This window comes from Roseibium sp. AWQ4_290 (assembly GCF_056160985.1).
Window position 1 is genome coordinate 246,606 of sequence record NZ_JBSWYG010000001.1, and the last position, 24,496, is coordinate 271,101.

The 24,496-nt window shown below is 60.1% G+C and carries 27 protein-coding genes; 15 read left to right on the forward strand and 12 right to left on the reverse strand.

The features are described from left to right. Positions 1-12: 12 nt before the first annotated feature. Positions 13-633 (reverse strand): DUF1826 domain-containing protein, encoded by a 621-nt coding sequence (locus tag ACXAH0_RS01085; protein ID WP_475172492.1) that lies wholly within the window; start codon positions 631-633, stop codon positions 13-15. Then, the gene (locus ACXAH0_RS01090) at positions 630-1,844 is read right to left on the reverse strand and encodes a GTP-binding protein (RefSeq protein ID WP_475172489.1); all 1,215 of its coding nucleotides are present in this window, start codon (positions 1,842-1,844) and stop codon (positions 630-632) included. Before ACXAH0_RS01090 ends, ACXAH0_RS01085 begins: the two co-directional genes overlap by 4 nt. Before the next feature lie 257 nt (positions 1,845-2,101). Here ACXAH0_RS01090 and ACXAH0_RS01095 point away from each other — a divergent pair, with 257 nt between their 5' ends. The 6 genes from ACXAH0_RS01095 (at position 2,102) to ACXAH0_RS01120 (ending at position 7,059) form a co-directional block, all read left to right on the forward strand. Then, positions 2,102-2,509, forward strand: a complete 408-nt coding sequence (locus ACXAH0_RS01095) for a thiol-disulfide oxidoreductase DCC family protein (RefSeq protein ID WP_475188440.1) — start codon at positions 2,102-2,104, stop codon at positions 2,507-2,509. Then, positions 2,502-4,199, forward strand: a complete 1,698-nt coding sequence (locus ACXAH0_RS01100) for a DUF4166 domain-containing protein (protein ID WP_475188442.1) — start codon at positions 2,502-2,504, stop codon at positions 4,197-4,199. Before ACXAH0_RS01095 ends, ACXAH0_RS01100 begins: the two co-directional genes overlap by 8 nt. A gap of 218 nt (positions 4,200-4,417) precedes the next feature. Next, positions 4,418-4,894 (forward strand): hypothetical protein, encoded by a 477-nt coding sequence (locus tag ACXAH0_RS01105; RefSeq protein WP_475188444.1) that lies wholly within the window; start codon positions 4,418-4,420, stop codon positions 4,892-4,894. A gap of 171 nt (positions 4,895-5,065) precedes the next feature. Further along, entirely contained in the window at positions 5,066-5,815 is a 750-nt protein-coding gene (locus tag ACXAH0_RS01110) for a pyridoxine 5'-phosphate synthase (protein ID WP_475188446.1), read from the forward strand. A gap of 119 nt (positions 5,816-5,934) precedes the next feature. After that, positions 5,935-6,558, forward strand: a complete 624-nt coding sequence (locus ACXAH0_RS01115) for a LysE family translocator (protein ID WP_475172478.1) — start codon at positions 5,935-5,937, stop codon at positions 6,556-6,558. A gap of 120 nt (positions 6,559-6,678) precedes the next feature. After that, positions 6,679-7,059 carry a DUF805 domain-containing protein gene (locus ACXAH0_RS01120; RefSeq protein ID WP_475188448.1) on the forward strand — a complete coding sequence of 127 codons (381 nt, stop codon included), beginning with the start codon at positions 6,679-6,681 and terminating at the stop codon, positions 7,057-7,059. 76 nt (positions 7,060-7,135) lie between these two features. Here the strand turns inward: ACXAH0_RS01120 and ACXAH0_RS01125 are convergent, their stop codons facing one another. The 4 genes from ACXAH0_RS01125 to ACXAH0_RS01140 form a co-directional block, all read right to left on the reverse strand. Next, the gene (locus ACXAH0_RS01125) at positions 7,136-7,933 is read right to left on the reverse strand and encodes a siderophore-interacting protein (protein ID WP_475188450.1); all 798 of its coding nucleotides are present in this window, start codon (positions 7,931-7,933) and stop codon (positions 7,136-7,138) included. A 180-nt stretch (positions 7,934-8,113) separates the two neighbouring features. Continuing rightward, entirely contained in the window at positions 8,114-8,608 is a 495-nt protein-coding gene (locus ACXAH0_RS01130) for a YHS domain-containing (seleno)protein (RefSeq protein WP_475172472.1), read from the reverse strand. A gap of 149 nt (positions 8,609-8,757) precedes the next feature. Continuing rightward, positions 8,758-9,360 carry a TetR-like C-terminal domain-containing protein gene (locus tag ACXAH0_RS01135; RefSeq protein ID WP_475188453.1) on the reverse strand — a complete coding sequence of 201 codons (603 nt, stop codon included), beginning with the start codon at positions 9,358-9,360 and terminating at the stop codon, positions 8,758-8,760. Continuing rightward, positions 9,353-9,727, reverse strand: coding sequence for a darcynin family protein (locus ACXAH0_RS01140; RefSeq protein WP_475188457.1), 375 nt, complete (start codon positions 9,725-9,727; stop codon positions 9,353-9,355). The genes ACXAH0_RS01135 and ACXAH0_RS01140 overlap by 8 nt, the downstream gene beginning before the upstream one ends. Before the next feature lie 169 nt (positions 9,728-9,896). Here ACXAH0_RS01140 and gatC point away from each other — a divergent pair, with 169 nt between their 5' ends. The 4 genes from gatC (at position 9,897) to ACXAH0_RS01160 (ending at position 13,486) form a co-directional block, all read left to right on the forward strand. After that, on the forward strand, positions 9,897-10,184 hold the full coding sequence (gene gatC, locus ACXAH0_RS01145; protein WP_475172467.1) for an Asp-tRNA(Asn)/Glu-tRNA(Gln) amidotransferase subunit GatC: 288 nt from the start codon (positions 9,897-9,899) through the stop codon (positions 10,182-10,184). Between the two features lie 11 nt (positions 10,185-10,195). Then, the gene (locus ACXAH0_RS01150) at positions 10,196-10,684 is read left to right on the forward strand and encodes a GNAT family N-acetyltransferase (RefSeq protein ID WP_475188458.1); all 489 of its coding nucleotides are present in this window, start codon (positions 10,196-10,198) and stop codon (positions 10,682-10,684) included. Then, the gene (gene gatA / locus ACXAH0_RS01155; protein WP_475172462.1) at positions 10,681-12,165 is read left to right on the forward strand and encodes an Asp-tRNA(Asn)/Glu-tRNA(Gln) amidotransferase subunit GatA; all 1,485 of its coding nucleotides are present in this window, start codon (positions 10,681-10,683) and stop codon (positions 12,163-12,165) included. Before ACXAH0_RS01150 ends, gatA begins: the two co-directional genes overlap by 4 nt. Positions 12,166-12,385: 220 nt before the next feature. Beyond that, positions 12,386-13,486, forward strand: coding sequence for an NAD(P)/FAD-dependent oxidoreductase (locus ACXAH0_RS01160; RefSeq protein ID WP_475188460.1), 1,101 nt, complete (start codon positions 12,386-12,388; stop codon positions 13,484-13,486). A 197-nt stretch (positions 13,487-13,683) separates the two neighbouring features. Here the strand turns inward: ACXAH0_RS01160 and ACXAH0_RS01165 are convergent, their stop codons facing one another. Both ACXAH0_RS01165 and ACXAH0_RS01170 read right to left on the reverse strand, forming a co-directional pair. Then, on the reverse strand, positions 13,684-14,031 hold the full coding sequence (locus ACXAH0_RS01165; protein WP_475188461.1) for a ribbon-helix-helix domain-containing protein: 348 nt from the start codon (positions 14,029-14,031) through the stop codon (positions 13,684-13,686). 254 nt (positions 14,032-14,285) lie between these two features. Next, positions 14,286-14,873, reverse strand: a complete 588-nt coding sequence (locus tag ACXAH0_RS01170) for a DJ-1/PfpI family protein (protein WP_475172455.1) — start codon at positions 14,871-14,873, stop codon at positions 14,286-14,288. A 418-nt stretch (positions 14,874-15,291) separates the two neighbouring features. Here ACXAH0_RS01170 and ACXAH0_RS01175 point away from each other — a divergent pair, with 418 nt between their 5' ends. The 3 genes from ACXAH0_RS01175 (at position 15,292) to ACXAH0_RS01185 (ending at position 18,550) form a co-directional block, all read left to right on the forward strand. Continuing rightward, entirely contained in the window at positions 15,292-15,942 is a 651-nt protein-coding gene (locus ACXAH0_RS01175) for a TetR/AcrR family transcriptional regulator (RefSeq protein ID WP_475172452.1), read from the forward strand. Between the two features lie 109 nt (positions 15,943-16,051). Further along, positions 16,052-17,071, forward strand: coding sequence for a ketol-acid reductoisomerase (ilvC, locus tag ACXAH0_RS01180; protein WP_475172451.1), 1,020 nt, complete (start codon positions 16,052-16,054; stop codon positions 17,069-17,071). 321 nt (positions 17,072-17,392) lie between these two features. Continuing rightward, positions 17,393-18,550: a GGDEF domain-containing protein gene (locus ACXAH0_RS01185; protein ID WP_475188462.1), complete on the forward strand. Its 1,158-nt coding sequence runs from the start codon at positions 17,393-17,395 to the stop codon at positions 18,548-18,550. Between the two features lie 150 nt (positions 18,551-18,700). Here the strand turns inward: ACXAH0_RS01185 and ACXAH0_RS01190 are convergent, their stop codons facing one another. The 4 genes from ACXAH0_RS01190 to ACXAH0_RS01205 are packed head-to-tail and all read right to left on the reverse strand — an operon-like array spanning position 18,701 to position 21,828. After that, positions 18,701-19,600 (reverse strand): D-alanyl-D-alanine carboxypeptidase family protein, encoded by a 900-nt coding sequence (locus tag ACXAH0_RS01190; RefSeq protein WP_475188465.1) that lies wholly within the window; start codon positions 19,598-19,600, stop codon positions 18,701-18,703. Between the two features lie 21 nt (positions 19,601-19,621). Next, positions 19,622-20,383 carry an ABC transporter permease gene (locus tag ACXAH0_RS01195; RefSeq protein WP_475188467.1) on the reverse strand — a complete coding sequence of 254 codons (762 nt, stop codon included), beginning with the start codon at positions 20,381-20,383 and terminating at the stop codon, positions 19,622-19,624. After that, positions 20,380-20,898, reverse strand: coding sequence for a GNAT family N-acetyltransferase (locus ACXAH0_RS01200; protein ID WP_475188470.1), 519 nt, complete (start codon positions 20,896-20,898; stop codon positions 20,380-20,382). Before ACXAH0_RS01200 ends, ACXAH0_RS01195 begins: the two co-directional genes overlap by 4 nt. Positions 20,899-20,904: 6 nt before the next feature. After that, the gene (locus tag ACXAH0_RS01205; protein ID WP_475172439.1) at positions 20,905-21,828 is read right to left on the reverse strand and encodes an ABC transporter ATP-binding protein; all 924 of its coding nucleotides are present in this window, start codon (positions 21,826-21,828) and stop codon (positions 20,905-20,907) included. A gap of 236 nt (positions 21,829-22,064) precedes the next feature. On the opposite strand from ACXAH0_RS01205, the gene ACXAH0_RS01210 reads away from it, so the two are divergent. Together ACXAH0_RS01210 and ACXAH0_RS01215 are read left to right on the forward strand one after the other, a co-directional pair. Then, entirely contained in the window at positions 22,065-22,967 is a 903-nt protein-coding gene (locus ACXAH0_RS01210) for a pirin family protein (RefSeq protein WP_475172437.1), read from the forward strand. Positions 22,968-23,217: 250 nt separating this feature from the next. Then, a complete protein-coding gene (locus tag ACXAH0_RS01215) occupies positions 23,218-24,381 on the forward strand; it encodes a GNAT family N-acetyltransferase (RefSeq protein WP_475188472.1) in 1,164 nt (387 codons plus the stop codon). Positions 24,382-24,496: the final 115 nt, after the last annotated feature.

The following is a 24,496-nucleotide window of genomic DNA, read 5'->3' on the forward strand; positions in this document are numbered from 1 at the left end:
GAACCAAATCCGTCATTCCACCGGATCGATCACCAGCAGCAGGCGCGCAGCGCCTTGCGGGTCCGGGGACCGGTGCAACAGGCCCGTGCGCTCCGCTCCCGGCCAGGCACCGCCACGGAACAGGGCCGCCGCGTGGGGGCGGACCTGGCGAATGCGGTTGGACTGCGCCTCCTGGCCCAGCGGCACATAGTCCGTTCCGGCGCCGCGATAGGTGCACAAAAGCCGGGCGGGCACATTATCGACATGGAATTTCGGGCACATCACCTCGTCAGACACATCCAGCCGCAGCCGGATCTGGCGAGCGTCAAGAGACTTGGCACACATCAGCGCAAGCGCGCCAATATCCCCCACCAGCCGGTCCAGCTCCTCTGAGGGCTCGAGACCGGCCCTCTCACAGGCCGCCCGGGCGGCCGCTTCGGCCAGATGTACCGGAATGACCGTGCGCAGTTCCGGCAGCTTGTCCGCCGGAAGACTGTCGATCCAGCTCTGAAACCCCGGCGTGGCGCTGCGGGTCCAGATGGCTGCGGCCACGCCCGGCAAACCGATATCGGCAAGGATATCCGGCTCCCGGCCCATGAGCACATCCCGGGCCAGGGGCTGACCGGCCCCCTCCCGTACCTGGGCGAGGCTCATGCGGCCTGATCCGCCCGGCGGAACGGCGGGAATGGATCGGGCAAGTCCGCAAAGGCCGTCAGATCGTCGCCCTCTTCCGTTCCGATCAGGCAGGCATCCAGACGGCTCTTTAGCTGCGGCCAGTCGATCCCTGCACCAATGAAAACGATTTCCTGACGGCGGTCGCCAAAGGGCTCTGCCCAGCGCGAGCGCGCATAGGCATGGGCGCGTTCATCATCCGGCCAGCGGTTGACCGGAACAGACGCCCACCAGGTGCCGAGCGGGCCAATGGTGGACAGCGCCCCGGCCAGGGAGAATTCCAGCACCCATTCCGGGCGGCTGCCAATCCAGAAATGGCCCTTGGAGCGGATCACCCCAGGCAGAGGCCCGTTGAGAAGATCGTGGATCCGCTCCGGATAAAACGGCCGCCGCGCCCGATAGACAAAGGAAGCCACCCCATATTCTTCCGTTTCGGGAACATGGTCCGCAAAACCATAGAGCTCCTTGGCCCACATCGGGTGCTCATGGGCCTTTTCGAAATCAAACAGGCCGGTGTTGAGAATGTCTGACGGCTGCACCTCGCTATAGTCCGTTTCGATGATCCGCGCATCCGCATTGAGACTGCGGATGATCTTGAGAGCCGCATCGACCTCGGCAGGCGTGGCGCTGCTCACCTTGTTGAGGACAACAATATCGGAAAATTCGATCTGGTCGGTCAGCAGATGCACCAAGGTGCGCTCATCTTCTTCGCCCAGGGTTTCCCCGCGGTCGCTCAGGAAGTCCTGGCTTGCATAATCCTTCAGGAGATTGGCCGCATCCACCACGGTGACCATCGTGTCGAGCCGGGACACATCCGACAGACTGAGGCCGTTTTCATCGCGGAATTCGAAGGTTGCCGCCACGGGCAGTGGTTCGGAAATGCCGGTGGATTCAATCAGCAAATAGTCAAACTTGCGCTCCTGCGCGAGACGGCGAACCTCGATCAGAAGATCGTCGCGCAGGGTGCAGCAAATGCAGCCATTGGACATCTCAACGAGGGTTTCGTCGGTTTTGCTGAGTTCGGCCCCGCCGGAGCGGACAAGATCGGCATCGATATTGACTTCCGACATATCGTTGACGATCACCGCAACCTTGAGGCCGTCACGGTTGTTGAGCACGCGGTTGAGCAATGTGGTCTTGCCCGCGCCAAGAAAGCCGGACAACACGGTCACGGGCAATCGGGTATCTGACATGGGATCTCCGGATCTGAGATTTGTTATGTTATTACATTACTAATGTAACTCATTTTCCGGCCGGTGCAAGGCGTGATCCACCGGCCTTTTCGAAAACAAACCGTCCCAGCCCCTTCGAAAGACACACCAATACGCTCGCACCGGCCAGCACGCGTGCCCGGCGCGACGAAACGCGCCTGGACCCGACCGGCCCGGTTGCGCATTCTCCACTTGGGCAATAGGGTCCGTTCTTGAAACAGCAAAGGATGGCGATAGGCGTGAAGGACGTGCCACAGTCCCGCAATCTGATCGTTTTTGACGACACATGCCTCTTTTGCTCCGGCTTTGCCCGCTTTATCGCCAAACGCGACGAGCGGGCCCGGTTCCGATTTACCAGCGCCACCTCTCCTACCGGCCAGTCGCTTTATCTCCGGAACAAGCTCGATCCGCAGGATTTTTCGACCAATATCGTTGTTCTGAACGGCGAGACCTATTTCAAGATGGCTGCCTTCACCGCCACCATGGTCAGCCTCGGCGGCGTATGGTCCTGGCTCCGTGTGCTGGATCTCCTGCCCCGGCCAGTGGCCGACTGGATCTATGACCGGATTGCCCGCAACCGCTATGTGTTCGGCAAGAGCCAGTGCCCCGTGCCTTCCCGGGAGCTCAAGGACCGGCTGATTGACTGACGGAAGACCTTTGACCCGCGTGCTCATTCTTGGCGGCTATGGGGTGTTCGGCGGCAAACTGGCCCAGGCGCTGCTGCGCAGCCCCCAGTATGAGGTGATCATTGCCGGACGCAGCCGGGCGAAAGCCGAAGCGTTTTGTGACACATATGGCGGCACACCTGCGGTTCTGGACAGATCATCGCCGGAGGCTGCCCCGGCGCTCGCAGCGCTGTCTCCCTTTGTCACCGTGGACGCCACAGGCCCATTTCAGGCTTTTGATCAAGACGGCTACCGGATCGCGCACGCGGCGCTGGAGGCCGGCAGCCATTATCTGGACCTGTGCGACGATGCTGCTTTCACCAAGGGGATTGTGCAACTGGACGAACAGGCAAAGGCCAAAGGGCGCGCGGTTCTGTCCGGCGTCTCCAGCGTTCCGGCGCTTTCCTCGGCTGCCGTGGAGGCCTTGCGGGAAGACTTCTCCCGTCTGGACACGATTGACACCGTGATCCTGCCCGGCAACCGGGCTCCGCGCGGGCTGGCGGTGATCCGCGCCATTCTGGCCCAGACCGGCCAGCCCATGCAGGTCTACCGGAACGGGAGCTGGGGGCATGTGCCGGGGTGGTCGGGCCTTGCCCGGCGCCGCCTGACAACAGACGGGGAAAGACTGCCGCTGCGTTGGTGCAGCTGGATCGGGGCACCCGATCTCCAACTCTTTCCGGACCACTATGGCGCCCGCTCCGTCCTCTTCAAGGCCGGGCTCGAACTCAGTCTCCTGCATCTGGGCCTTGCAGTCCTCGGCTGGCTGGTGCGCCTGCGCCTGATCCGCTCCCTCGTTCCCTTTACGGGCGCCTTGAAATGGATCGCCGACAGGCTGGAGCCGTTTGGCACGGATAAAGGGGGCATGGAGGTCCGCCTCTCCGGCCTCGGCCGGGACCAGCAACCGCTCGCCAAAAGCTGGACACTGATTGCCGGGGCCGGGGACGGGCCCCATGTTCCAGCCGTCGCCGCCACAATCCTGTGCGGCAAACTGGCGGATGGCAACGTACCGCCAGGAGCCCGCCCATGCCTCGGCGCCTTTGGCCTGTCCGATATTGAGGCAGCCACCGCCCACCTGAAAATCGATACCATGACGGAGGCGCACCCTGCCCCGTGCCTGTTTCAACACGCCCTTGGCCGCACGTTTCAGGACCTTCCGCCAGAGGTGCAAAAGCTGCACACCGCGTTTGACCTCCACCGCTGGCGCGGCCGGGCCAAGGTCAGCCGCGGCACTTCCCGCCTCGGCCAGTTGATCTGCCACCTGATCGGCTTCCCCCCCGCCACCGAGGATGTCCCCGTTGAGGTGACACTTGAGCGGTGCGGCAGCAAGGAACACTGGACCCGCGTTTTCGGCAGCAAGACCTTCAAGTCCACGCTCCTGGCCCGGCGCGGATCAGGAAAAGGCAAGATCAGCGAACAATTTGGAGGTCTTGTCTTTGACATTGACCTCACCTTTGACGGCAGGTGCCTGGCGTTTCCGGTGACCCGGGGCCGCGCCCTCGGAGTGCCCTTACCCAAATGGCTGATTCCGGTCAGCGAGGCGCGCGAATTTCAAAAAAACGGCCGGTTTCACTTTGATGTGCAGCTGTCCCTGCCCATGATCGGCAAGCTGGTGCGCTATCAGGGATTTCTGACAGAGCAAGCCCCCGATGAGGGGGCGGCGCCCACGCTGTAGGGCGTTTTGGCCAAAAGGACGACGGACTATTTTCTACCGCCCACAGGCGTACACAGTTTCACAGAAGGTCCCGGCCCATGGGCCGGGACGGCACGGGGGAAGCTGTCTCCCCACGCAAGATACGGCACCTCCATCATTTGCAGAAAAAGTGCACCCCCTCTCCGCCCCCTCTCCCAACCTGACAGCTATCAACACAGGGTCTTTTGAAAGGAGACCCCATGCCAGAAACAAACGGTCAGCCCAAAGCCTGGCTCTTGAACGACAGGTTCCGGCTTCTCATCGCTTTTGAGATCGGCCTTGCGGGCGGCCTCGTCGCCTTCGCCTTGGCACATGGCCTTAGGATCGGAGCCGATGGCACCCCTACAAGCTTGAGCCCGACCTTCGTTGCGCTGCGGTCCGCCATCGGCGGTATGGTGTGCGGTTTTTGTTTTTCAGGATGGTTCGGACGCCCGGGACAGGCCGGTTGGCTCTATGCCCTTCTTGCATCGCTTCTGTCCCCACCTTTGGCAGGGGCCGTTGCTGGAATCCTTGTTGTTCCCGTAGTGGGCACCTTACTGGGGGCGTATTTGGCCCTCCACAGCTTTGTCTATTGGCAGCCGCTGCTCATCTGGCTCCTTTGCCTTGTGATCCTGCACCTTCAGACCCTTTATCTGCGCCGTAAATTTCCGGCGCCCCAGCTGCAGCAAAGAGGCTGATCCAGCCACCGTCCGTTTGACATTCGGTCCGCGCCTGCCAGGCTGGAGCACCCGGAAACATTGTCCCTAGTGACAATTTCCTGTTTGACTTCAATGCCTTTTCTCTCAATTCTGCGACCCTGACCCAACGTCTTGACTCAAAAAATAAACCGCCCAACCGGACCCTTTGCCATGTCTGCCGCCTCGCGTCTTTCCGTGAATGTCAATGCTGTCGCCATGCTGCGCAACCGCCGTGACCTGCCCTGGCCGAGCGTAACCGGCCTTGCCGCACTTGCTATGGAAGCGGGCGCAAAGGGCATTACCGTTCACCCCCGGCCCGATGAGCGCCACATCCGCAAAGCCGATGTCTTCGACCTGTCGGAACTGATCGAAGAGCGTTTCCCCAACAAGGAACTCTGCCTGGAAGGCTATCCGTCGGATGATTTCATAAAACTGGTAGAAGAGGCCAGGCCGGAACAGGTCCTGTTCGTCCCGGATGATCCGGACCAGAGCACGTCCGATCATGGCTGGGACTTTTCCGGGGACACCGCCAGGCTTGAAACCGCCATCGCCGCTGCCAAGGAATGGGCGGTGACCGTCTCGCTCTTTTGTGATCCGGACCCGGCCGCCCCGGAACAGGCCGCCCGGCTCGGGGCCGAGCGGATCGAAATCTATACCGGCCCCTACGGTGCCTGCCATGATGATACGGCCCGGGCCGGACAGGAACTGGCCAAAGTGGTGGCAACGGCAGAAGCTGCCCAGACCTGCGGCCTTGGGGTCAATGCAGGCCATGACCTGACGGTTGAGAACATTCCGGCGCTGATCGGCAAGGTGCCCTTCATCCGAGAAATGTCCATCGGCCACGGCTTTACCGCCGATGCGCTGATCCATGGCTTTGCCGCAAGCGTCTCCCGGTTCCGCAAAGCCATGGGAGAAATCTGAGCTCTTTCCTCACGGGATCTCTTCCTGTTCCGGGCCTCATCCCCGCCCAGCACGCCGTCAAAGTCCGGTCCTTCCGCGTTTCCCCTCTCCATCCTCAGCCCGTTTCAGGATGCCGATCCATGCCCTTCGACCTTTGGCTCGTCTTTGTTGCCGTGTCTCTTCTGCCCGCGATCAGCCCTGGCCCAGGCGTGATGCTGGCCATTTCCAACACGCTCCGCTTCGGCCGCAATGCAACACTCGCCTCCGCGACCGGGAATGCGGCCGGGCTGGTGGTGATCGGCTATGCGGTGGCGTTCGGCTTCGGCGCCCTGATGGCCACCTCGGCACTGGCGTTCACTGTGCTGAAATTCATCGGGGCGGCCTATCTGATCTATCTCGGCATCAAGGTCTGGCGGGATGCATCCAGCTTTGAAGCCACAGCAACCGGCTCAAATCAGCGCAAGAGCAGCTGGAAACTCTTCCTTGAAGCGTTTCTTGTATCGGTCACCAACCCGAAAGCCATTTTGGTGATCACCGCGCTGTTTCCTCAGTTCATGCACGCCCGGACGATTGACTTCACCGAAACCGCCATCCTGTCCTTCACCTATGCCAGCCTGTGTTTTGCCAACCATGCGGCCATAGCCTTTGCGGGCAGCCACCTGCGCCGGTTTCTCACCTCCGCCCGGCGCATCCGCTGGGTCCGGCGGGTCACTGGCGGGCTTTTTGTCGGCTTCGGCTCGGCACTCGCGGCCGCAAGCCGCTGACGGCACCTCAAGCAACGTAAAAAGCAACACCACCAATACAGACGATGGTAAAATTAACAATAAGATTTAAGTGACTATTTAAACACAAGGGATTATAGAGAACAGGCGAGGGAGACACCTATGCTTGCACTGCTCAATCCGGCCTATGGCAAAATTCGACGCCGCACCTGGTGGTTTTCTCAGATCGTCATCTTTATGACGGCATTTCTGGGACTGATGGTCACCGTGTTTCTCTTTGCCGACCCGGTGGCTGTAAGCGGCGGGCGCAGTCCGGCGGAAAATGCGGGCATCTTCTCCACCCTGCTGGCCATGCTCTACATGAACCTGTGCAGCTGTCTCAACCGGCTGCGGGAGTCGGGCAGAAGCGGGCTCTGGTATTTGAGTTTTCTTCTGCCTGCAGCGGGCACGGGTCTGATGGTCTATTTCTGCGGCATTGAAAAGCACCCGGGCCGCTTCACCTCCCCAGGCCTTCCAGACAAGGGGTTGCAACGCGCCGTGTGACCCCGGCGCACGCGTGGATCCCTGCCCCGCTCGTTTCAGGAACAGGGACCGGTTCAGAACATGGCCGCACGCGCACTCAAGCGGCCTCGGCCCGTTTCATCTTCTGATGCTCGTCTTCCACAAGACCGATTTTCCAGTAGCCGGAAATATAGGTGTCCTTCTTGGGAACCTTACGGTCATTGTGAAGATGGTCCCTCAGCGCCCGGATCACCGAACTTTCCCCTGCGATACAGGTCTGAACCACCCCGTCACGCCAGTCCAGCGCCTCCACAAATGCCAGCTGGGCTGTGGATGGCTCATGCACCTCCTCATGGATCAGCCATGAGATCTCAATGCCCTTCGGAGCGGCAATGCTGCGGATATCGCCTTCTGACGGCACCTCAAAAACGGCAACCCCGCACGCATCCTCCGGCAAGGCTTCAAGGGTTGCCTCAGCCACCGGCATGGCGGAAAGATCCGCTGCAACCAGATACCAATCCGCATAAAACTCGGTGAGTTTGGGCTGGCTTGGGCCGAGAAAGCCGAGAAACGAGCCGGCCCTGGCCCGCTGCGCCCAGCGGGTCGCCGGGCCTTCATCCCCATGGGCGACAAAGTCGATATCCAGTTCCAGCGTTTCCGGCCGGAAGGAGCGGACGGTGTAGGTACGCACCGGATGCACCTTCTCTTCCGGGCCTTCAGGGGCCCAATAGGCCTCGAAATCCTCCCGGCTTTCCCCATCCCGGGGCAGGATCAATTTGCAATTCGCCCCTTCATGTTTCAGCGGAAACCCTTCCAGCTCCGGCCCTGCAAAAGTCACCCGGATCATGTGAGCGCTGAGAAAACGGGCTTCCTTCACGGTCAGGAAGCGGGGACGGCGTTTCGGACGGACAGCCACGGCAAAGCCCTTTCAAAATCTGAAGATGTTCTTCAGGATTTAGCGATGACGAGGCCAAAATGGAAGACCGAGGCGGCAGAAAAGAGAGAAAGACGCAACCGGAACGCCAGGCCCGGCGCGCTGAAGCGCCGCCCACGGGCCCGTCCAAAGGGCGGGCCCTTAACCCGGTCAGTCACGTGATCAGTTGCGGATTATCGGTTCTTTCAGATCTTCCGGTTTCTTGTCCTTGATGATTTCCCAATTCAAGGTCGCGTTTTTGATATGGCCGGGAACATCCTGCTCGAAGCGTTCCTGAACGGTGAGCGAGTTGTTGAGATAAAGCTTGCCATCCACAATCGACCAGGCTTCCGGAACGACCGGCACCTTGAAACCCATGGCCGCGCCAAAGGCGCAGAAACCGCCATATTGGGGCGCATATTTGGCCGGATCGGCAGCGAACTTGTCGCGGTTTTCAGCGCTGGAGAATTTCCAGGTTACATCATCATACTGAACCGTGAACGCATCGGTACCAGCAACCGGTTTGCCTTGCGTGAAATAGGCCACCGGATCCGTGCCGCCAATGGCAGCCCCGCTTTTGGTGAAGGTGGTGATTTCATCAGCCTGAACGGCAAAGCCGGTGACGGAGAACAGGACGGTAAGCCCGAGAAGAACAGATTTGGACGTATAAAGCGGCATGACACACTCCCTTTTTGGAACCCCAGAGGCGCGACCGGCCCCTTTCTATGGAGAAGATGTCGATTGCACGGTCCCAGTGCCAATAACCTTTGATCACAGAGGCGCAACTGCTGCGATAGATTGCGTGAACAGCCTGGGCACCACTGTCTTCATGTGCCTGGAAACCCGGAATGGAGCGGATCTCTCGGCGCCACCAGCCCCAGAACCAGATCGACGGCCGTCTCAATGTCCCCCGCCTCCACCGGTTGGGAGCGCAGCAGCAGGCGGAAATAGATCAGCCCCAGCAGCAGGTCGATCCGGGTTTCCATATCCGCTTCAAAGGGCGTAGCGATAAAGATCTGGCGCAAAATCAGCCGCCGGTTCGCCTCCGCCTCGTCCAGAACGGCGGCAAAGGCCGGGTCTTCCCGGTAGGGCACCAGCGCCCGGATGGCCCCGCCAAGCGGGGTTTCCTGCAGGGCCGAGACGGTGTTGGCAAGGCACTGCCGCAGGTCCTGCGCCACGCTGCCACGTTGAGGGGGCGATGGATTGGCCCGGGCGAGCGCCTGTTCGACGGCGGCGGCGATCAACGCGGCCTTGTCCGAAAACCGGCGGTAGACCGCCTGTTTGCTGGTGTGTGCCCTGGCTGCAATCGCGGCAATGGTTGTCTTGCCGACACCCTTCTCCGCAAGTTCTGAAAGCGTTGCTTCAAGCAGCGCTGCCGTCACCCGTTCTTCTTGTGGCCGTCCCGCCAGCCCGCGCATGTGTTCAGGCATTGCCGGGATGTGCCGCCGCAAGTGCGTCTTCATAGTCCTTGAAGCCATCGGTAATGCCAGTGGAGACTCTGACGATCCGGGCAAAGGGCCGTGCGAAGATCTCCGTGTCGCGCAGTTCCTCCCAAAGGTGATGATAGGCGCGCATATCGGAAAAGCGGCAAATCACAAAATCGGAAAACTGGCCGGACATCGCATCGGCATCAACCCATTCCAGGGTGACCTCCGGATGGCGCGCCACGATCCCCGCGATCGCCGCCGCATATTGGGTGCGCTCCGGCCTGGACAGCGCCAGCCAGGCAGGCTCGAAAGCAAGATAGACAATGGCCACCAGAGGCAGGGGACGTGGTGAAGAAACATGCTGGGTCATGGCGACACTCATATTACGGTACTAGTGATAACCGTATTATCTGAAAAGCGGGACGCTGGCAAGCCACCGGGGTTGCATCTGCGGCTTGAGCGCGGCAAAGAGGAGCGATCTTCACGGCAGATGTCGTTCTGCAGGATGACCACTGCCGCCTTCAGAAAATGAGGAAAACATGTCTGTTGATACCGATACGGTGAAACGTGTTGCCCGGCTGGCCCGCATCAAGGTGAGCGACGACGACGCCACCCGTATGACCGGCGAACTGAATGCCATTTTAGGCTTTGTCGAACAGCTTGACGAAGTGGACATTGCCGGCGTCGAGCCGATGACCTCCGTGGTCGAGCAGACCATGAAAAAACGCGCCGATGGGGTCACCGACGGCAACAAGGCCGATGACATCACCCTGAACGCCCCGGCCTCAGAAGACCACTTCTTCATGGTGCCGAAGGTGGTTGAATGAGCTGAAGTCACATGACCGGCACAGCCGCCACCATAGCCATAGAAAGCCCTTTGTCTGAGGACGTGCGCGCCCTGATTGCAGAACTCAATGAGGCGCTTGCGGGGACTTCGCCGCCAGAATTCTGCTTTCAGATGACGGCAGAAGAAATGGCTGGCGAGCAGACCACCGTTTTTGTCGCCCGTGTCAAAGGAGAAGCAGCGGCTTGCGGTGCTCTCCACCGGCATGGCGGTGGCATTGCCGAAGTCAAACGCATGTTCACCAGACCCGGCTATCAGGGCAACGGGCTTGCCGGCAGGATACTGGAGAGGCTTCTGCTGCAAGCCGAGCAGGAGAACTTCAGGCAAGCGGTCCTTGAGACCGGTGCAACGCTCCATGCCGCATGGCGGGTTTACGAGCGCGCAGGTTTCACCCGATGCGGCCCGGTGCTTGACTATCCAGACAGTCCCTATTCCATTTTCTATTCAAAACCGCTTGTCGCGGACAAAGAGATCACATCATGACCGATCTGACCAAACTCACCATCGCCGAGGCCCGGAAGGGCCTGAAAGACAAGGACTACACCTCGCTTGAACTGACCGAGGCCTTTCTTGGCAACATCGAGGCGGCCAATTCTCAGCTCAACGCCTATGTGGCGGTCACCGGGGATCAGGCCTGCAACATGGCCAAGGCCTCCGACGCGAAGCTAGCCAAGGGCGATGGCGGCGCGCTTGAGGGCATTCCGCTTGGCATCAAGGACCTGTTCGCCACCAAGGGCGTGCACACCCAGGCCTGCAGCCACGTTCTGGACGGGTTCAAACCAGCCTATGAATCCACAGTCACCAGCAACCTGTTTGCCGATGGGGCCGTCATGCTCGGCAAGCTCAACATGGACGAGTTCGCCATGGGCTCCTCCAACGAGACCTCCTATTATGGTGATGTGATCAACCCCTGGCGCAAGACCGGCTCCAATCAGGATCTGGTGCCGGGCGGTTCCTCTGGCGGGTCTGCCACGGCCGTTGCAGCGCGCCTGTGCATGGGTGCCACCGCCACCGACACCGGAGGTTCCATCCGCCAGCCAGCTGCCTTCACCGGCACGGTCGGTATCAAACCCACCTATGGCCGCTGCTCCCGCTGGGGCATTGTCGCCTTTGCCTCCTCGCTCGATCAGGCTGGGCCGATTGCACACACGGTGCGCGACAGCGCGATCCTTCTGAAATCAATGGCCTCCGTCGATCCGAAAGACACGACGTCGGTGGATATCGAGGTGCCGGACTATGAAGCTGCCATCGGCAAGTCCGTCAAAGGCCTGAAGATCGGCATTCCAAAGGAATACCGGATGGATGGCATGCCCGGCGAAATCGAAGACCTTTGGCAAAAGGGCATGGATTGGCTGAAGGATGCGGGGGCAGAGATCGTCGAAATCACCATGCCGCACACCAAATACGCCCTGCCCGCCTACTACATCGTGGCCCCGGCTGAAGCCTCTTCGAACCTTGCCCGCTATGACGGCGTGCGCTACGGCCTGCGCGTGCCCGGCAAGGACATTGTCGAGATGTATGAAAACACCCGCGCAGAAGGCTTTGGCGACGAGGTCAAACGGCGTGTTATGATCGGAACCTATGTTCTGTCCGCCGGCTATTATGACGCCTATTACCTGAAGGCCCAGAAGGTGCGCACCCTGATCAAGCGCGACTTCGAGCTCGCCTGGCAGAACGGGGTCGATGCGATCCTGACCCCGGCCACCCCCTCGGCCGCCTTCGGCGTTGCCGATCAGGATCTTCATGCGGACCCGGTAAAAATGTATCTCAACGACATTTTCACCGTGACAGTCAACATGGCCGGGTTGCCGGGCATTTCCGTGCCCGCCGGTCTCGACAAGGACGGCCTGCCCCTCGGCCTGCAGCTCATCGGCAAACCCTTTGACGAAAGCACCCTGTTCCAGGCCGGGCAAGTGATCGAGGACGCAGCCGGTGCCTTCGAACCGGAAAAATGGTGGGGCTAAGCAGAATGCTTGCCCCCCGCTCCGCCCTCCCGGACCTGATCCGGGAGCTTTCCGTGCCGTCCCGGACCTGATCCGGGAACTTTTCGTGCCGTCCCGGACCTGATCCGGGACCCTGGTGCGACGGCGCCAAAGCAGACCCCGGCGCAAGGCCGGGGCGGTGCTCAGGGTGTAAGCTGCCCTGGCTTGACCCATGTCCCTCTTTTGAGCACGGGCACAGAACATGCCTGATATTGAAACTCTCATCATCGGCGCTGGCGTGGTGGGCCTTGCCATCGCCCGGGACCTGGCCCTGCGCGGCCGTGAGGTCATGGTGCTGGAACAGCACGGCCTGATCGGCTCGGAAACCAGTGCCCGCAATTCCGAAGTCATCCATGCGGGGATCTATTATCCGGCAGGCAGCCTGAAGGCGCGGCTCTGCGTGGAGGGCAAACACCAGCTTTATGCCTTCTGCGCGGAAAACGGCGTTGCCCACAAACGCATCGGCAAGCTGATCGTAGCGGCAACGCAGAGCCAGTTACCAGAGCTGGCGCAGCTCCAGCTGAAAGCTGAAGCCAATGGCCTGACAGATCTGGAGTTCCATGACCAGGCCCGGCTGGCGGAGCGTGAACCGGCCCTGTCCGGCTGCGGCGCATTATGGTCCCCCTCAACAGGGATTGTCGACAGCCACGGCTTCATGCTGGCTCTTCAGGGGGGGCTGGAAGCCCATGGCGGACAGGTGGTGCTGAACAGCACGGTCACCGGGCTGGAAGCGGATGCGGACGGATACCGCCTGACTGTTGCAAACCCTGACGGGGTCAGAACCGCCCTCACCTGCCGCGAGCTGATCGTCTCCGCCGGACATGGCGCCCCGGGTCTGATGGCGCAACTTCCCGGCGCTGAGCCGCCCCGTGCCTGGCGCGCAAAAGGCAACTATTTCAAATTGCAGGGCAAGGCCCCCTTTTCCCATCTCATTTATCCCGCGCCTGAACCTGGCGGCCTTGGCATTCACCTAACGCTGGATCTCCAGAACCAAGCCCGCTTCGGCCCGGATGTGGAATGGGTCGAGGACACGGATTATGCCGTTGATCCGGCCCGGGGAGAGAGGTTTTATACGGCTATCCGCACCTATTGGCCGGATCTGCCGGACGGTTCTCTTATGCCCGACTATTCCGGCCTGCGGCCCAAGATCACCGGCCCCGGCACCCGTGCGGCCGACTTCCGCATCGATGGTCCCAAGACCCACGGTCTTAGTGGCCTGATCGCACTTTACGGCATCGAATCTCCGGGCCTCACATCCGCTCTGGCCCTTGGTAGGCATGTGGCAGACATGCTTGACATGTGAAGATCTCAGCAGATCTGGAGCCCTCTGTCGTCTTCGATGCAGGCTCGAGCGCTCAAGAACAGTATTCTACCATCAGACAAGAAATGCCTTCCCGGGCCGGGGCCGCGCCATGGGAAGAGCCGTCGAAGCAGATCGTGGACCACCTACTTTCCGGTTTACAGACTCAAACCGGAAATGCCACGGAAATGCGTTCCGGTTCAATGCATGGCCTGTTCGGCCTCCAGGATCTTGTCCGCATCCAGCCCGGCAATCGGCAGGCTGGAATCCGCCGGCACATCACCGGAGAGCTGAAGCGCCAGGAAGCGTCCGCAGCACACGCGCAGGAAGCTGGCAAAATTGCCCAAATCGTGCCCGGCCTCAATGCTTTCCTGGTGCAGGCGGGCAATAAGCTGCGGCACATTCAGGCTGTCCCGCGCGCCAATCTCTTCCAGCACTTTCCAGAAAAAGGCCTCCAACCGGACAGAGGTTACCATGCCGCCAATGCGGACGGATTTCGTGCTGCTTTCCCACCAGGCCGGGTCGGCTTCGACAAATAACTTGCACATTTCGGTCTCCGGAACAGCGTTTTTGCACATTTAGGACAACTCTAAGTATCCAATGCCACGTTCCGTCTTACCACAACAGGGCACAAAAGGCGCTGCGATGCCTTAATCCTCAACTTTAGCGCATCGTGCGCCCCTCTGGCGCCAAAGAAAAACCCCACCCGAGATCAGATGGTCTCGGGTGGGGAACCGTAGCCTGCCAGAGGCCTGAATTGCGGGAAGACCTTCGTCCTGGCAGATCGGTGAGATCTAAACGGTCAGGCTGCTGCCTTGGCCTGTACCCCGGCCACGACCGATTGAAACTGGGCCAGCCAGGCCGGATGTGCGGGCCAGGCCGGGGCGGTGATCAGGTTGCCATCCGTCACCGCCGCATCAAGCGCAATCTCTGCATAAGTTGCACCGGCCAGTTCTACTTCCGGGCGGCAAGCCGGATAGGCGGACACGGTGCGGCCTTCAAGACCACCAGCTGCGGTCAGGATCTGGGCACCGTGGCAGATGGCAGCCACCGGTTTGCCCGTCTCCATGAAATGTCTTACCGCATCCAGAACCCCGGCCTCAAGTCGTAGATATTCCGGAGCCCTGCCCCCGGGAATGACCAATGCGTCATAGCTGGCCACGTCCATATCGGCGAAGGTCGCGTTGAGCGTGAAGTTATGACCGCGCTTTTCGGTATAGGTCTGGTCGCCTTCAAAATCGTGGATGCAGGTCGCAACTGTTTCGCCTGCGGCCTTGCCCGGGCAAACCGCATCCACGCTGTGTCCCATGGCAATCAGCGCTTGAAACGGCACCATGGTCTCGTAGTCCTCGGTGAAATCCCCGGTGATCATCAGGATCTTCGCGCCCATGCCAAACCTCCCGTTCTGCAACCGCGATCACAGGATTGTAGCAGGCAATGGCATGGTTTGGGTATTAGGCAGATACTACAGGCCCGTTTTTATACCGATCGGTTCAGCGAAACAATCCGCCCGCTCCCGCGCCCGAAGAACTGAACTTTTGCAGGAAAAACAAGTCCGGCGCAGAGGCAGCAACAACGCGTTGGAACTGGAACCGTCCTGACAACGGATGGCAATGCGAACCGGTGTCCGCGCCTTTGCACATCCTTTCACCTGGAAAAGAGATGCGCTGCGGCCAGCCCTTTGCCCAGACACGTCCCTCCCGGCATTTCCCCCTTGACCTCGTTGCCCGCCGGTGCCATAACCTCGACCGAACCGTACCGTACGGTTCAGACGCTTTCAGATCCAGACCCGACCAAACCGGAAGACCATGCCAGCAGCCGCCTATGACATTGCCACCTCCCGCCATGACGCTGCGCCGGAATTCTCGCCGCGCCAGCAGGTGGTGCTGCAACACGCATTGACGCTGCTGGTGGAAGGCGGGGAAAAGGCGCTGACCACGGCCGGGCTGGCCCGCACTGCCAGCTGTTCCAAGGAAAGCCTTTATAAATGGTTCGGTGACCGGGACGGCCTTCTGGCCGCCGTTGTTGCCTATCAGGCGAGCCAGGTTCAGTTTCCCTCCGAGGCCGGGGCGACTGCGGATGCAGCCACGTTCCGCGCCCATGTGACCGCCTTCGCAGAAGCCCTGCTCGGCGTTCTGTTTTCCGAAACGTCGCTTGCGCTCAACCGCCTGTCCATCGGCCAATCGAACACCAATTCGAACCGGCTGGGTCAGCTGCTGCTTGTGCGCGGCAAACACATGATTTCCGCCCGCGCCCGCGCCATGCTGGAAAGCGGCCGCCGCCGGGGCCTTTTGAAATTCGAGGACGCCGAAGACGCCTATCAGGTGTTGTACGGGCTCGCCATCCGCGATGTGCATGTGCGTTTGCTGCTGGGAGAAACCGCCAGCGCCGCCGAACAGGATCTTGCGTCCCAGGCTGAAACCGCCGTGAACCGCTTTTACCGGCTGTTCGGCGCCTAGCCCCCTTTCGGGCCAGCCAGACCGCTGGCCCCTTTGAGCCAACCGGACCGGCGCAATTGACCGGACGGGCGACAAGAAGAAACGGACTGCAAACGGGAGAAAGGAACCCATGCGCGTTTATTATGATCGTGATGCTGATCTCAACCTGATCAAATCCAAAAAAGTTGTCATCATCGGCTACGGCTCCCAGGGCCGCGCCCATGCCATGAACCTGAAGGACAGCGGCTGCACCGAGATTGCCGTTGCCCTGCGCGAAGGCTCCACCACTGCCCTGAAGGCCGAAGCCGACGGTTTCAAGGTGATGACCGTTGCCGACGCTGCGGCCTGGGCCGACCTGATGATGATGGCCACGCCGGACGAGCTGCAGGCCGACATCTACAAGGATCACATTGCCGCCAACATCCGCGACGGCGCCGCCATTGCGTTCGCCCACGGCCTGAACGTGCATTACGGCCTGATCGAACCCAAATCCACTGTTGATGTCCTGATGATCGCGCCGAAAGGCCCGGGGCACACGGTGCGCGGCGAATATGAAAAAGGCGGCGGTGTCCCCTGCCTTGTGGCCGTCCACCAGGACGCCTCCGGCAACGCCCTCGATCTCGGCCTGTCCTATGCCAGCGGTGTTGGCGGCGGCCGGTCCGGCATCATCGAAACCACCTTCAAGGAAGAGTGCGAAACCGACCTCTTCGGCGAACAGGTTGTTCTGTGCGGCGGTCTCGTGGAACTGATCCGCGCCGGGTTCGAAACCCTGGTAGAAGCCGGATATGCACCGGAAATGGCCTATTTCGAGTGCCTGCACGAAGTGAAGCTGATCGTGGACCTGATCTACGAAGGCGGCATTGCCAACATGAACTACTCCATCTCCAACACGGCAGAATGGGGTGAGTATGTCACTGGCCCGCGCATCGTGACCGACGAAACCAAAGCGGAAATGAAGCGGGTTCTGGCTGACATCCAGACCGGCAAGTTCACCTCCGACTGGATGCAGGAATACCGGGCTGGCGCCGCCAAGTTCAAAGCCACCCGCCGCCTGAACGACGCGCACCAGATCGAGGAAGTTGGCGAAAAGCTGCGCGGCATGATGCCGTGGATCAAGTCCAACGCGCTGGTCGACAAGACCAAGAACTAAAGCGCGCAACGCGCACAGAGTCGAGTCGGCCGGAACAAGTGTTCCGGCCGATTCTCTCATTTTATTTTCACATTTTAGAGAAAATTGGCTTGAATTCGTCTAATACCCTTGAGTTTCTAAAGTGACGTTCAACCTTTTTTAAGGCGCCCGAGGCTATCTCGAGCTTAGATATATTTTTTAGCGGGATACTTTCGCCCCATTCCGCTCACAAATACAATTTGATGAAAAACTCAGCATCAAATCTAACGCATCTAAAAAGTTTTCTACATAAGCTCTGCCCTACCAGTCGAATTCGACGAATAGTGTGTGGAGTGCGTCTCAATGGACCTCTTGACGCTTTTTGCGGCAAATCTGCTTCTGCTGTCGATCTTTGCCATCTCCTTTCAGGCGATGTCCCTGCGCGCGACCTCCAACATTCACTGGCGCAGCTGGGCGGGTGCCAATGCACTGTTCGCGGCCGCCCTGGTCTGCTTTGCCTTTGAGCGCGTCCTGCCCGGCCCCGGAGCCTATATACTGCCCAACAGCCTACTGTTGCTCGGCTTTGCACTGCACCTTTATGCCGCAAAGGTCCTGGCTCACCTGCCTGCCCGCTTGAGTGATGTGGCCGCCCCGGCAGTGGCCTATCTTCTGGTCGGCATCCTGGCCTATCTCCTGTCAAATGCCACGCTTGCCTATGTGGGCGGCAACATCATTTTCCTGATCCTGTGCATTGCGACCATCAGGGCCTATACCTCCCGCAGCTTCCACGGGCTGATCTCGGTGATCGGTCTTGTCCTGGCCTTCTTTTTTCTGGCGGCGGCCAGCGGGCTGCGGCTGTTCCACGGCCTGTTCGGCGATGCCATGGCAGGTCCCGGCATGATCAATGACAGCATGCAGGATCTGCACCTGATGAGCGCCATGCTGTTTGTCAGCCTGACCGGTGCCTTTTCCGCAGCGCTGTCCTTCGAGCAGGTGGCCCAGCGCCATAAGGAAGCCGCCCGCCGCGACCCCCTGACCGGCGCCTTTAACCGGCGGGAGTTCCAGCTCCGCCTGGAAGAGCTGCTCCACGGTCCGGAAAAGCGCACCTTCGGCCTGGTTCATTTTGACCTGGACTTCTTCAAGCAGGTAAATGACCGGTTCGGCCACCCGGCAGGCGATGTCGCATTGGTCAAGGTTGTCGCCGCCGCCCGCGCCCAGCTGAGAAAAGACGATTGTTTTGCAAGGCTGGGCGGGGAAGAATTCGCCGTGCTGCTGCCCGATATCTCCCGGGAGAACGCCGCCAAAGTGGCTGACCGGCTGCGCGAGCGCATCTCCGAGCTGCAATTCGACTTTGCCCCGGAAGAGTTCCGCCTGACCGCATCGGCCGGGATCTACCACGGCGACGGCCATCACCTGGTCATGGACGACCTCCTGCAGATCGTCGATGAGAGCCTCTACCGGTCAAAGAGCAAAGGCCGCAACTGCATCACCTTTGCCATTCCGCAGCCTGCGGCCAGCTAATACCAATCGCACTTGATGATGAGCTATTTGACCGGAATTCCTTTGTCTGCTGAGGAGGCGGATTGCACGCCGTGGTGTTTCCCAACCACAAATGCGATCCAACGATGTCAGCAGGAAAAGGAGACCGACCCTGATCTCACACGGGGCCCATCAGGAATAGGCTTCAATCAGCCTTGTCACTTCCCTGTCCCGCGCTGCCTCGCTCTTTCCGCCCATGACCACCACAATCAACCGCTTGCCGCCCCGTTTGGCGGTCGCAACAAGATTGTAGCCGGACATGCGGATATAGCCGGTCTTCAGACCGTCGACCCCGGCGACCTTGCCTAAGAGATTGTTGGTCGCCCGGAAGGTGCGGCCGTTATACGTGAAGGAAGTGGCCCTGTAATAGGATCCATATTGAGGAAAGCGTTGTTTGAGCGCCAGACCCATCTTCGCCATATCCCGCGCCGTGGTCACCTGAGCCGGATCGGGCAATCCGGTCGCATTCACAAACCGGGTGCGGGTCAGGCCTAGCGCTTTCGCCTTCTGGGTCATGAGACGGGCAAACGCCGCTTCGCTGCCCGCAAGGTTCTCCGCCACCGTGATCCCAACATCATTGGCCGATTTCACCGCAAGCGCCCGTGCCGCCTGTTCCACGGTCAGGGTGGACCCGGCGGTAAGGCCAAGCTTTGCCGGAGGCTGCGAGGCCGCCTTGGCGGACACAGTCAAAGGCGAGGAGAGCTGATAGCGCCCGGCCGCAACCGCTTCAAACAGAAGATAGAGCGTCATCATCTTGGTCAGGGACGCCGGGAACCGCGGCGCATCAGGCTCAACGGCATAAAGTTCTTCACCGGTGGAAGCATTGAGCACAAGCGCTGAAAAGCCTTGCTCAACAGCAGTTGACGGCGCATAGGCCACAACCGGCAGCGGAGCGGCATCCACCTGCGCGGTCTCTACCCCTTCTGCCGGGGACTGCACGCCGGTCTGCGGAGCCTGAACAGTTTGGCAGGCTGCAAGGGACACCGCCAGCAGCACCGCACAGATTTTCTTCAATAAAGTTTGTGACCCCATAAAACTTCCCTTGGCAGACACTCACGCCCTGAGCCGGTAGCCCGTCTTGAAAATCCAGTGCACAATGGCGAGCGAGCCACCCAGAAACACCATGGTCGCGCTCAAGGACAGCCACAGGCTCACATCCGCCTGCCCGTAGAAGCTCCACCGGAACCCGGAAATCAGATAGACGACCGGATTGGCCATTGTCACCGTCTGCCAGATTTCCGGCAGCATTCTGATCGAATAGAAGCTGCCCCCAAGAAAGGCCAGCGGCGTGACAATCAGGAGAGGAACGAATTGCAGTTTTTCGAAACTGTCGGCCCAGATGCCGATGATAAAGCCGAGCAGGGCAAAGGTAATCGCCGTCAGCATGAAGAAGGCAACCATCCAGACCGGATGTTGAATCTCAATGTCAACGAAGAAAGTGGCTGTAATGAGAATGATCACCCCGACCAGGACAGACTTGGTCGCAGCTGCGCCCACATAGGCGATCGTGATTTCCAGATACGAGACCGGCGCCGACAGGACTTCAAACACCGTGCCGGTGAAGCGGGGAAAATAAATCCCGAAGGCCGCATTGGACAGGCTCTGGGTCATCAGCGACAGCATGATCAGCCCCGGCACGATAAACGCTCCGTAACTGACCCCGTCCACCTCGGAGATCCGCGAACCAATGGCCGCACCGAACACGACAAAATAGAGCACCGTGGAAATGACTGGCGAAATTACGCTTTGCATAATCGTGCGTTTGGTCCGGGCCATTTCGGAAATGTAGATGGCCTTGATTGCACCAAAATTCATTCCGGCCCTTGCCCCCTTGCGTCGCCCGGCGACGTGGGCCGCCCGGCTTCCAAAATCAATTCCATTCTGGGCAGCGTCCGTCCGGGGATGGAACCGGAGGGCACCCGCCCAACTGTCTCAAAGCCCATCTTGCTGTAAAACCCTTCGGCAAAGGGATCAGAGTCCACACCTACCCGGGCAACACGAAGTTCAAGCGCCCGGGCGTGCAGCCGCTTGAAGAGGGCGGCGGCAACGCCTTTGCCTTTCCAGTCTGGATCGACAAAACAGGTTTCAAGCTCCCCCGTTCCCTGTCCGTCAGAGGAAAAGCGCAGGCAGCCGATCATATCGCCCTCACCCGACTCGGCCAGCCAGAAATCATCCTCGGTGATCCAGCTGTCCCGAACCCGCAATTCCTCCACGCATTGCGCCATGAAGGCCTCCTCATAGCCATTGGACTGTTTCGACCGCAGACACAGATCCGTCAGCCTGTCCCGGTCCTCAAGCACCGCATTGCGGATGGAATAAATCTTGTGCATGGCGCTTTATCCCTGCTTCACGAGATCGACAAAAATATCCTCAAGGGTCGACTGTTGGGTTTGAAGATCCTGGAACCGGACCCCGGCCGCCGACAAATCCCCCAGCAAGGATGTGATGCCGGTGCGGGGCCCGCGGGTGTCATAGGTATAGGTCAGGCAGGTGCCGGCCTCCTCCAGGGCCAGATCATAGGCTGACAAGCTGTCAGGAAGCCCGTCTAGCGGCTCGGTCAACTGCAGGCGAAGCACCTTGCGTCCGAAACTGCGCATCAGCTCCGCCTTCTTCTCGACCAGAATGATCTCCCCCTTGTTGATGACCCCGACCCGGTCGGCCATTTCTTCGGCTTCCTCGATATAGTGGGTGGTCAGGATGATGGTGACGCCCTTGTCCTTCAGTTCCCCCACAATGCGCCACATGTCATGGCGCAGCTCCACATCGACACCGGCAGTCGGCTCATCCAGGAACAGGATCTTCGGTTCATGGGCCAGCGCTTTTGCCACCAGCAGCCTGCGCTTCATGCCACCGGAAAGGGACATGATCGGGTTCTTGCGTTTGTCCCAAAGCGTCAAATCCTTGAGGAGAGTCTCGACCAGCTCGCGGTCAGGCGGCAGCCCGAAAAGGCCCCTGCTGAAGGCAACCGTATCGCCGACAATCTCAAACGGAGCGGTTGGCATTTCCTGGGGGACCAGACCGATCAGACGGCGCGCGGCCCGGAACTCCTTGAACGCATCATATCCGCCCACAGTGATGCTGCCGGAGGTAGGCTGCACGAGACCGCAAATGGTGCTGATCAACGTGGTCTTGCCCGCCCCGTTCGGGCCGAGCAGCGCGAACACCTCCCCCTCATGAATGTCCAGGGACACGGATTTCAGCGCCTGGAACCCACCGTCATAGGTTTTTTCCAGATCAGTGACAGACAATATCGGAGCCATAAACTATCAACCGGTTGAAGCGTTTGACCGACCATCTGGTCAAGCAGGCGGGCAACCTCGCATGTGGCCCGGCGGACGGCAAGATGCAAGGCCGTCTTCGAAGCAGATCCGGCCCCTTGTGGCAAGACGGCATTGTTTCATCTGGCGAAACACTGCGTTCGTCGGGGCCCGGCTAGGTTTTGACCTGGGTTACGCTATCTTTTGAACGACGACTTCCACAAGCGAGAGCAAAGCCCATGTCCATCCGTCCGGTCACCCATATCGGTGCTACGCAGCCCACCCTGGAAGGGGCCGGCGTCAAGCTGGAACGGGTTTTCGGGTTCCAGGACCCGGAGATGCTGGACCCGTTTCTGCTGCTTGACGATTTCCGCAACGAGAGGCCCGAAGACTATCTGGCCGGGTTTCCCTGGCATCCCCATAGGGGCATTGAGACCATCACCTATGTGCTGGCCGGAACCGTGGAACATGGCGACAGCCTCGGCAACAAGGGCGACCTGGGCGCGGGCGACGTCCAGTGGATGACCGCCGGGCGCGGCATCATGCATCAGGAAATGCCCAAGGGCGATGCCAGTGGCCGCATGCATGGCTTTCAGCTCTGGGCCAATCTGCCCTCCTCCATGAAAATGACCGAACCGCGCTATCAGGACGTTGAGGCAAAGGACATTCCCGTCGTGACCGACGATGACGGCACCTCGGCAAGGATCATCTGCGGCAATTTCTGGGGCAAGCGAGGCCCGGTCGACGGCATTGCCGCAGAGCCGCAATATCTCGACATCCATGTTCCGGCAGGCAAGAAAAAACGTTTCAAGGTCGACACTTACAAACAGACCTTCGCCTATATTTTTGAAGGCTCCGGCTCCTTTGAGGGCGCGTCCAATCCCTTCGGCGTGTTGACGGAGAAGGAATTTGGCGGCGAAGAGCTCAAGATCCGGGACGAGACCGGCGACCGGACGCTGGTGATTTTCGGCACCGGCGATGAGATCGTGGTCCAGGCGGGCAGCGAAGGCATCCGTTTCCTGCTGGTCTCAGGCGCCCCCATCAAGGAACCCGTTGCCTGGCACGGCCCCATTGTGATGAACACCCGCGACGAACTGATCCAGGCTGTGAGTGAACTCCAGAACGGCACCTTCATCCGCTAAAGCGTTGTCCTGAAAGGACTGCGCGCAGGACGTTTACGCACGAAGCCCTGAGAAGCGCCGGACCTGCGAGACGTGTCCTCAAACAGGCTCTCAAACCAGCCCTAAATACTGGCCCTAAAACTGGCCCTAAAACTGGCAAGGACCGGCCTGCTCGGAACGGTCCAGTGTCAAAGGCCCAGGCGTTCTTTCTGCCTTGGAACATTCACATATTCCGGATAAGCCTTAGGCATCTGTCACATCCGGTTTCCCCATGCCTCTCAAACTTCGACCTGCCACCCTTGCCGATGCGCCGCGTCTGACGGACATTCTTTGCCGCTCCAAAGCCTCCTGGGGCTATCCGGAGGACAGGATGACCGCGTTCATGGCGGATTGGCGCATCACAGCGGCCACGCTGCAAAGCCTTGAGGTGACGGTGGCCGAGCAGAACGGGCATCCGGTGGCCTTCTCCGGCGTTGCCGAACAGCAAGCGAGCACCTTGCACATTGAATTCCTGTTTGTTGCCCCTGAGGCTCAAGGCAGGGGTATTGGCAATCTGTTGCTCACCAGGGCCGAAGATGCCGCGAGGGCCAAGAGGCTGGCCCGCCTGACCCTGGAAAGCGATCCCCATGCGGTCGGCTTTTATGAGCAGAACGGCTTTCAGACCCTCACCACCCGGCTCAGCGAGATGGTGCCCGGCAAGGCCGTTCCCCTGATGGAAAAGCTGTTGACGCGCGGCGTCCATGTCCTTTCCAAAATCACCTTGCGCCGCACGAATACACCCTGGCGCTTCGAGAAGGACAACGAAGCGGAAATTGCCGCCCATTTCGCCGAGGCGCAAAAAAAGATCGCTCTCCTTTGGAACGGCCGCACCCTGAAATTGACGGGATACCGCTTTAAGAACGGGATCTTTGAGGGGACTTTGAGCGAAAGCAGCTATGCGGCGCACTTGACCTGGCGTGATTGGGGCGCGCCGGACGCCACAGCCTTCAATCTCTTCGGCTCTGCGATTATCCGCTCACGGGACGGTGCCCTGCTTTACGGCGTGATGGCACCCCATACGGCGACAGCCGGTCAAATCTATCCGCCGGGGGGAAATCTAGATCTGAATGATGTCACGGCGGACGGCAAGGTCGACATACTCGGCGCAATCGAGCGGGAGCTGGAAGAAGAAACCGGTCAGACCGCTGCCGGGCTGCGCAAGAGGCAGTTGCTGATCGCCTTTGACGGCGCCCGGATTTCCGTTGCCCGTGTGTTTGACAGTCCTGAACCAGCCGCAGCCCTGCGCCAGAAGATCCTCGACCACTCCAAAGCGTCGGAAGAACAGGAGCTGTCGGATATCGTCCTTCTCCGCAGGAAGGACGATCTTGTCTCACCGGCAATTGCCCCCTTCGCCCGCGAGCTGGCGGAGCATCTTTTGCGGCCGGACGGCGATTAACCCCCGCCTGCCCTGATCAATCTTTTGTTCACCAACCCATACGACTAAGGGCTGGCGGGAGCTGCGTTAAAATGCAAAAGTCCGCTCACCTCACCATCTTGTGAGACAGACTTCT

What these genes read in the sequence shown, in the direction of transcription:
- ACXAH0_RS01160 (WP_475188460.1), top strand. Translation starts at nt 12,386, where the DNA reads ATGCCTGATATTGAAACTCTCATCATCGGCGCTGGCGTGGTGGGCCTT.
- ACXAH0_RS01185 (WP_475188462.1), top strand. Translation starts at nt 17,393, where the DNA reads ATGGACCTCTTGACGCTTTTTGCGGCAAATCTGCTTCTGCTGTCGATC.
- gatA (WP_475172462.1), top strand. Translation starts at nt 10,681, where the DNA reads ATGACCGATCTGACCAAACTCACCATCGCCGAGGCCCGGAAGGGCCTG.
- ACXAH0_RS01175 (WP_475172452.1), top strand. Translation starts at nt 15,292, where the DNA reads ATGCCAGCAGCCGCCTATGACATTGCCACCTCCCGCCATGACGCTGCG.
- ACXAH0_RS01165 (WP_475188461.1), bottom strand. Translation starts at nt 14,031, where the DNA reads ATGTGCAAGTTATTTGTCGAAGCCGACCCGGCCTGGTGGGAAAGCAGC.
- ACXAH0_RS01190 (WP_475188465.1), bottom strand. Translation starts at nt 19,600, where the DNA reads ATGGGGTCACAAACTTTATTGAAGAAAATCTGTGCGGTGCTGCTGGCG.
- ACXAH0_RS01140 (WP_475188457.1), bottom strand. Translation starts at nt 9,727, where the DNA reads ATGACCCAGCATGTTTCTTCACCACGTCCCCTGCCTCTGGTGGCCATT.
- ilvC (WP_475172451.1), top strand. Translation starts at nt 16,052, where the DNA reads ATGCGCGTTTATTATGATCGTGATGCTGATCTCAACCTGATCAAATCC.
- ACXAH0_RS01210 (WP_475172437.1), top strand. Translation starts at nt 22,065, where the DNA reads ATGTCCATCCGTCCGGTCACCCATATCGGTGCTACGCAGCCCACCCTG.
- ACXAH0_RS01105 (WP_475188444.1), top strand. Translation starts at nt 4,418, where the DNA reads ATGCCAGAAACAAACGGTCAGCCCAAAGCCTGGCTCTTGAACGACAGG.
- ACXAH0_RS01150 (WP_475188458.1), top strand. Translation starts at nt 10,196, where the DNA reads ATGACCGGCACAGCCGCCACCATAGCCATAGAAAGCCCTTTGTCTGAG.
- ACXAH0_RS01170 (WP_475172455.1), bottom strand. Translation starts at nt 14,873, where the DNA reads ATGGGCGCGAAGATCCTGATGATCACCGGGGATTTCACCGAGGACTAC.
- ACXAH0_RS01130 (WP_475172472.1), bottom strand. Translation starts at nt 8,608, where the DNA reads ATGCCGCTTTATACGTCCAAATCTGTTCTTCTCGGGCTTACCGTCCTG.
- ACXAH0_RS01200 (WP_475188470.1), bottom strand. Translation starts at nt 20,898, where the DNA reads ATGCACAAGATTTATTCCATCCGCAATGCGGTGCTTGAGGACCGGGAC.
- ACXAH0_RS01205 (WP_475172439.1), bottom strand. Translation starts at nt 21,828, where the DNA reads ATGGCTCCGATATTGTCTGTCACTGATCTGGAAAAAACCTATGACGGT.
- ACXAH0_RS01090 (WP_475172489.1), bottom strand. Translation starts at nt 1,844, where the DNA reads ATGTCAGATACCCGATTGCCCGTGACCGTGTTGTCCGGCTTTCTTGGC.
- ACXAH0_RS01120 (WP_475188448.1), top strand. Translation starts at nt 6,679, where the DNA reads ATGCTTGCACTGCTCAATCCGGCCTATGGCAAAATTCGACGCCGCACC.
- ACXAH0_RS01195 (WP_475188467.1), bottom strand. Translation starts at nt 20,383, where the DNA reads ATGAATTTTGGTGCAATCAAGGCCATCTACATTTCCGAAATGGCCCGG.
- ACXAH0_RS01135 (WP_475188453.1), bottom strand. Translation starts at nt 9,360, where the DNA reads ATGCCTGAACACATGCGCGGGCTGGCGGGACGGCCACAAGAAGAACGG.
- ACXAH0_RS01115 (WP_475172478.1), top strand. Translation starts at nt 5,935, where the DNA reads ATGCCCTTCGACCTTTGGCTCGTCTTTGTTGCCGTGTCTCTTCTGCCC.
- gatC (WP_475172467.1), top strand. Translation starts at nt 9,897, where the DNA reads ATGTCTGTTGATACCGATACGGTGAAACGTGTTGCCCGGCTGGCCCGC.
- ACXAH0_RS01085 (WP_475172492.1), bottom strand. Translation starts at nt 633, where the DNA reads ATGAGCCTCGCCCAGGTACGGGAGGGGGCCGGTCAGCCCCTGGCCCGG.
- ACXAH0_RS01110 (WP_475188446.1), top strand. Translation starts at nt 5,066, where the DNA reads ATGTCTGCCGCCTCGCGTCTTTCCGTGAATGTCAATGCTGTCGCCATG.
- ACXAH0_RS01215 (WP_475188472.1), top strand. Translation starts at nt 23,218, where the DNA reads ATGCCTCTCAAACTTCGACCTGCCACCCTTGCCGATGCGCCGCGTCTG.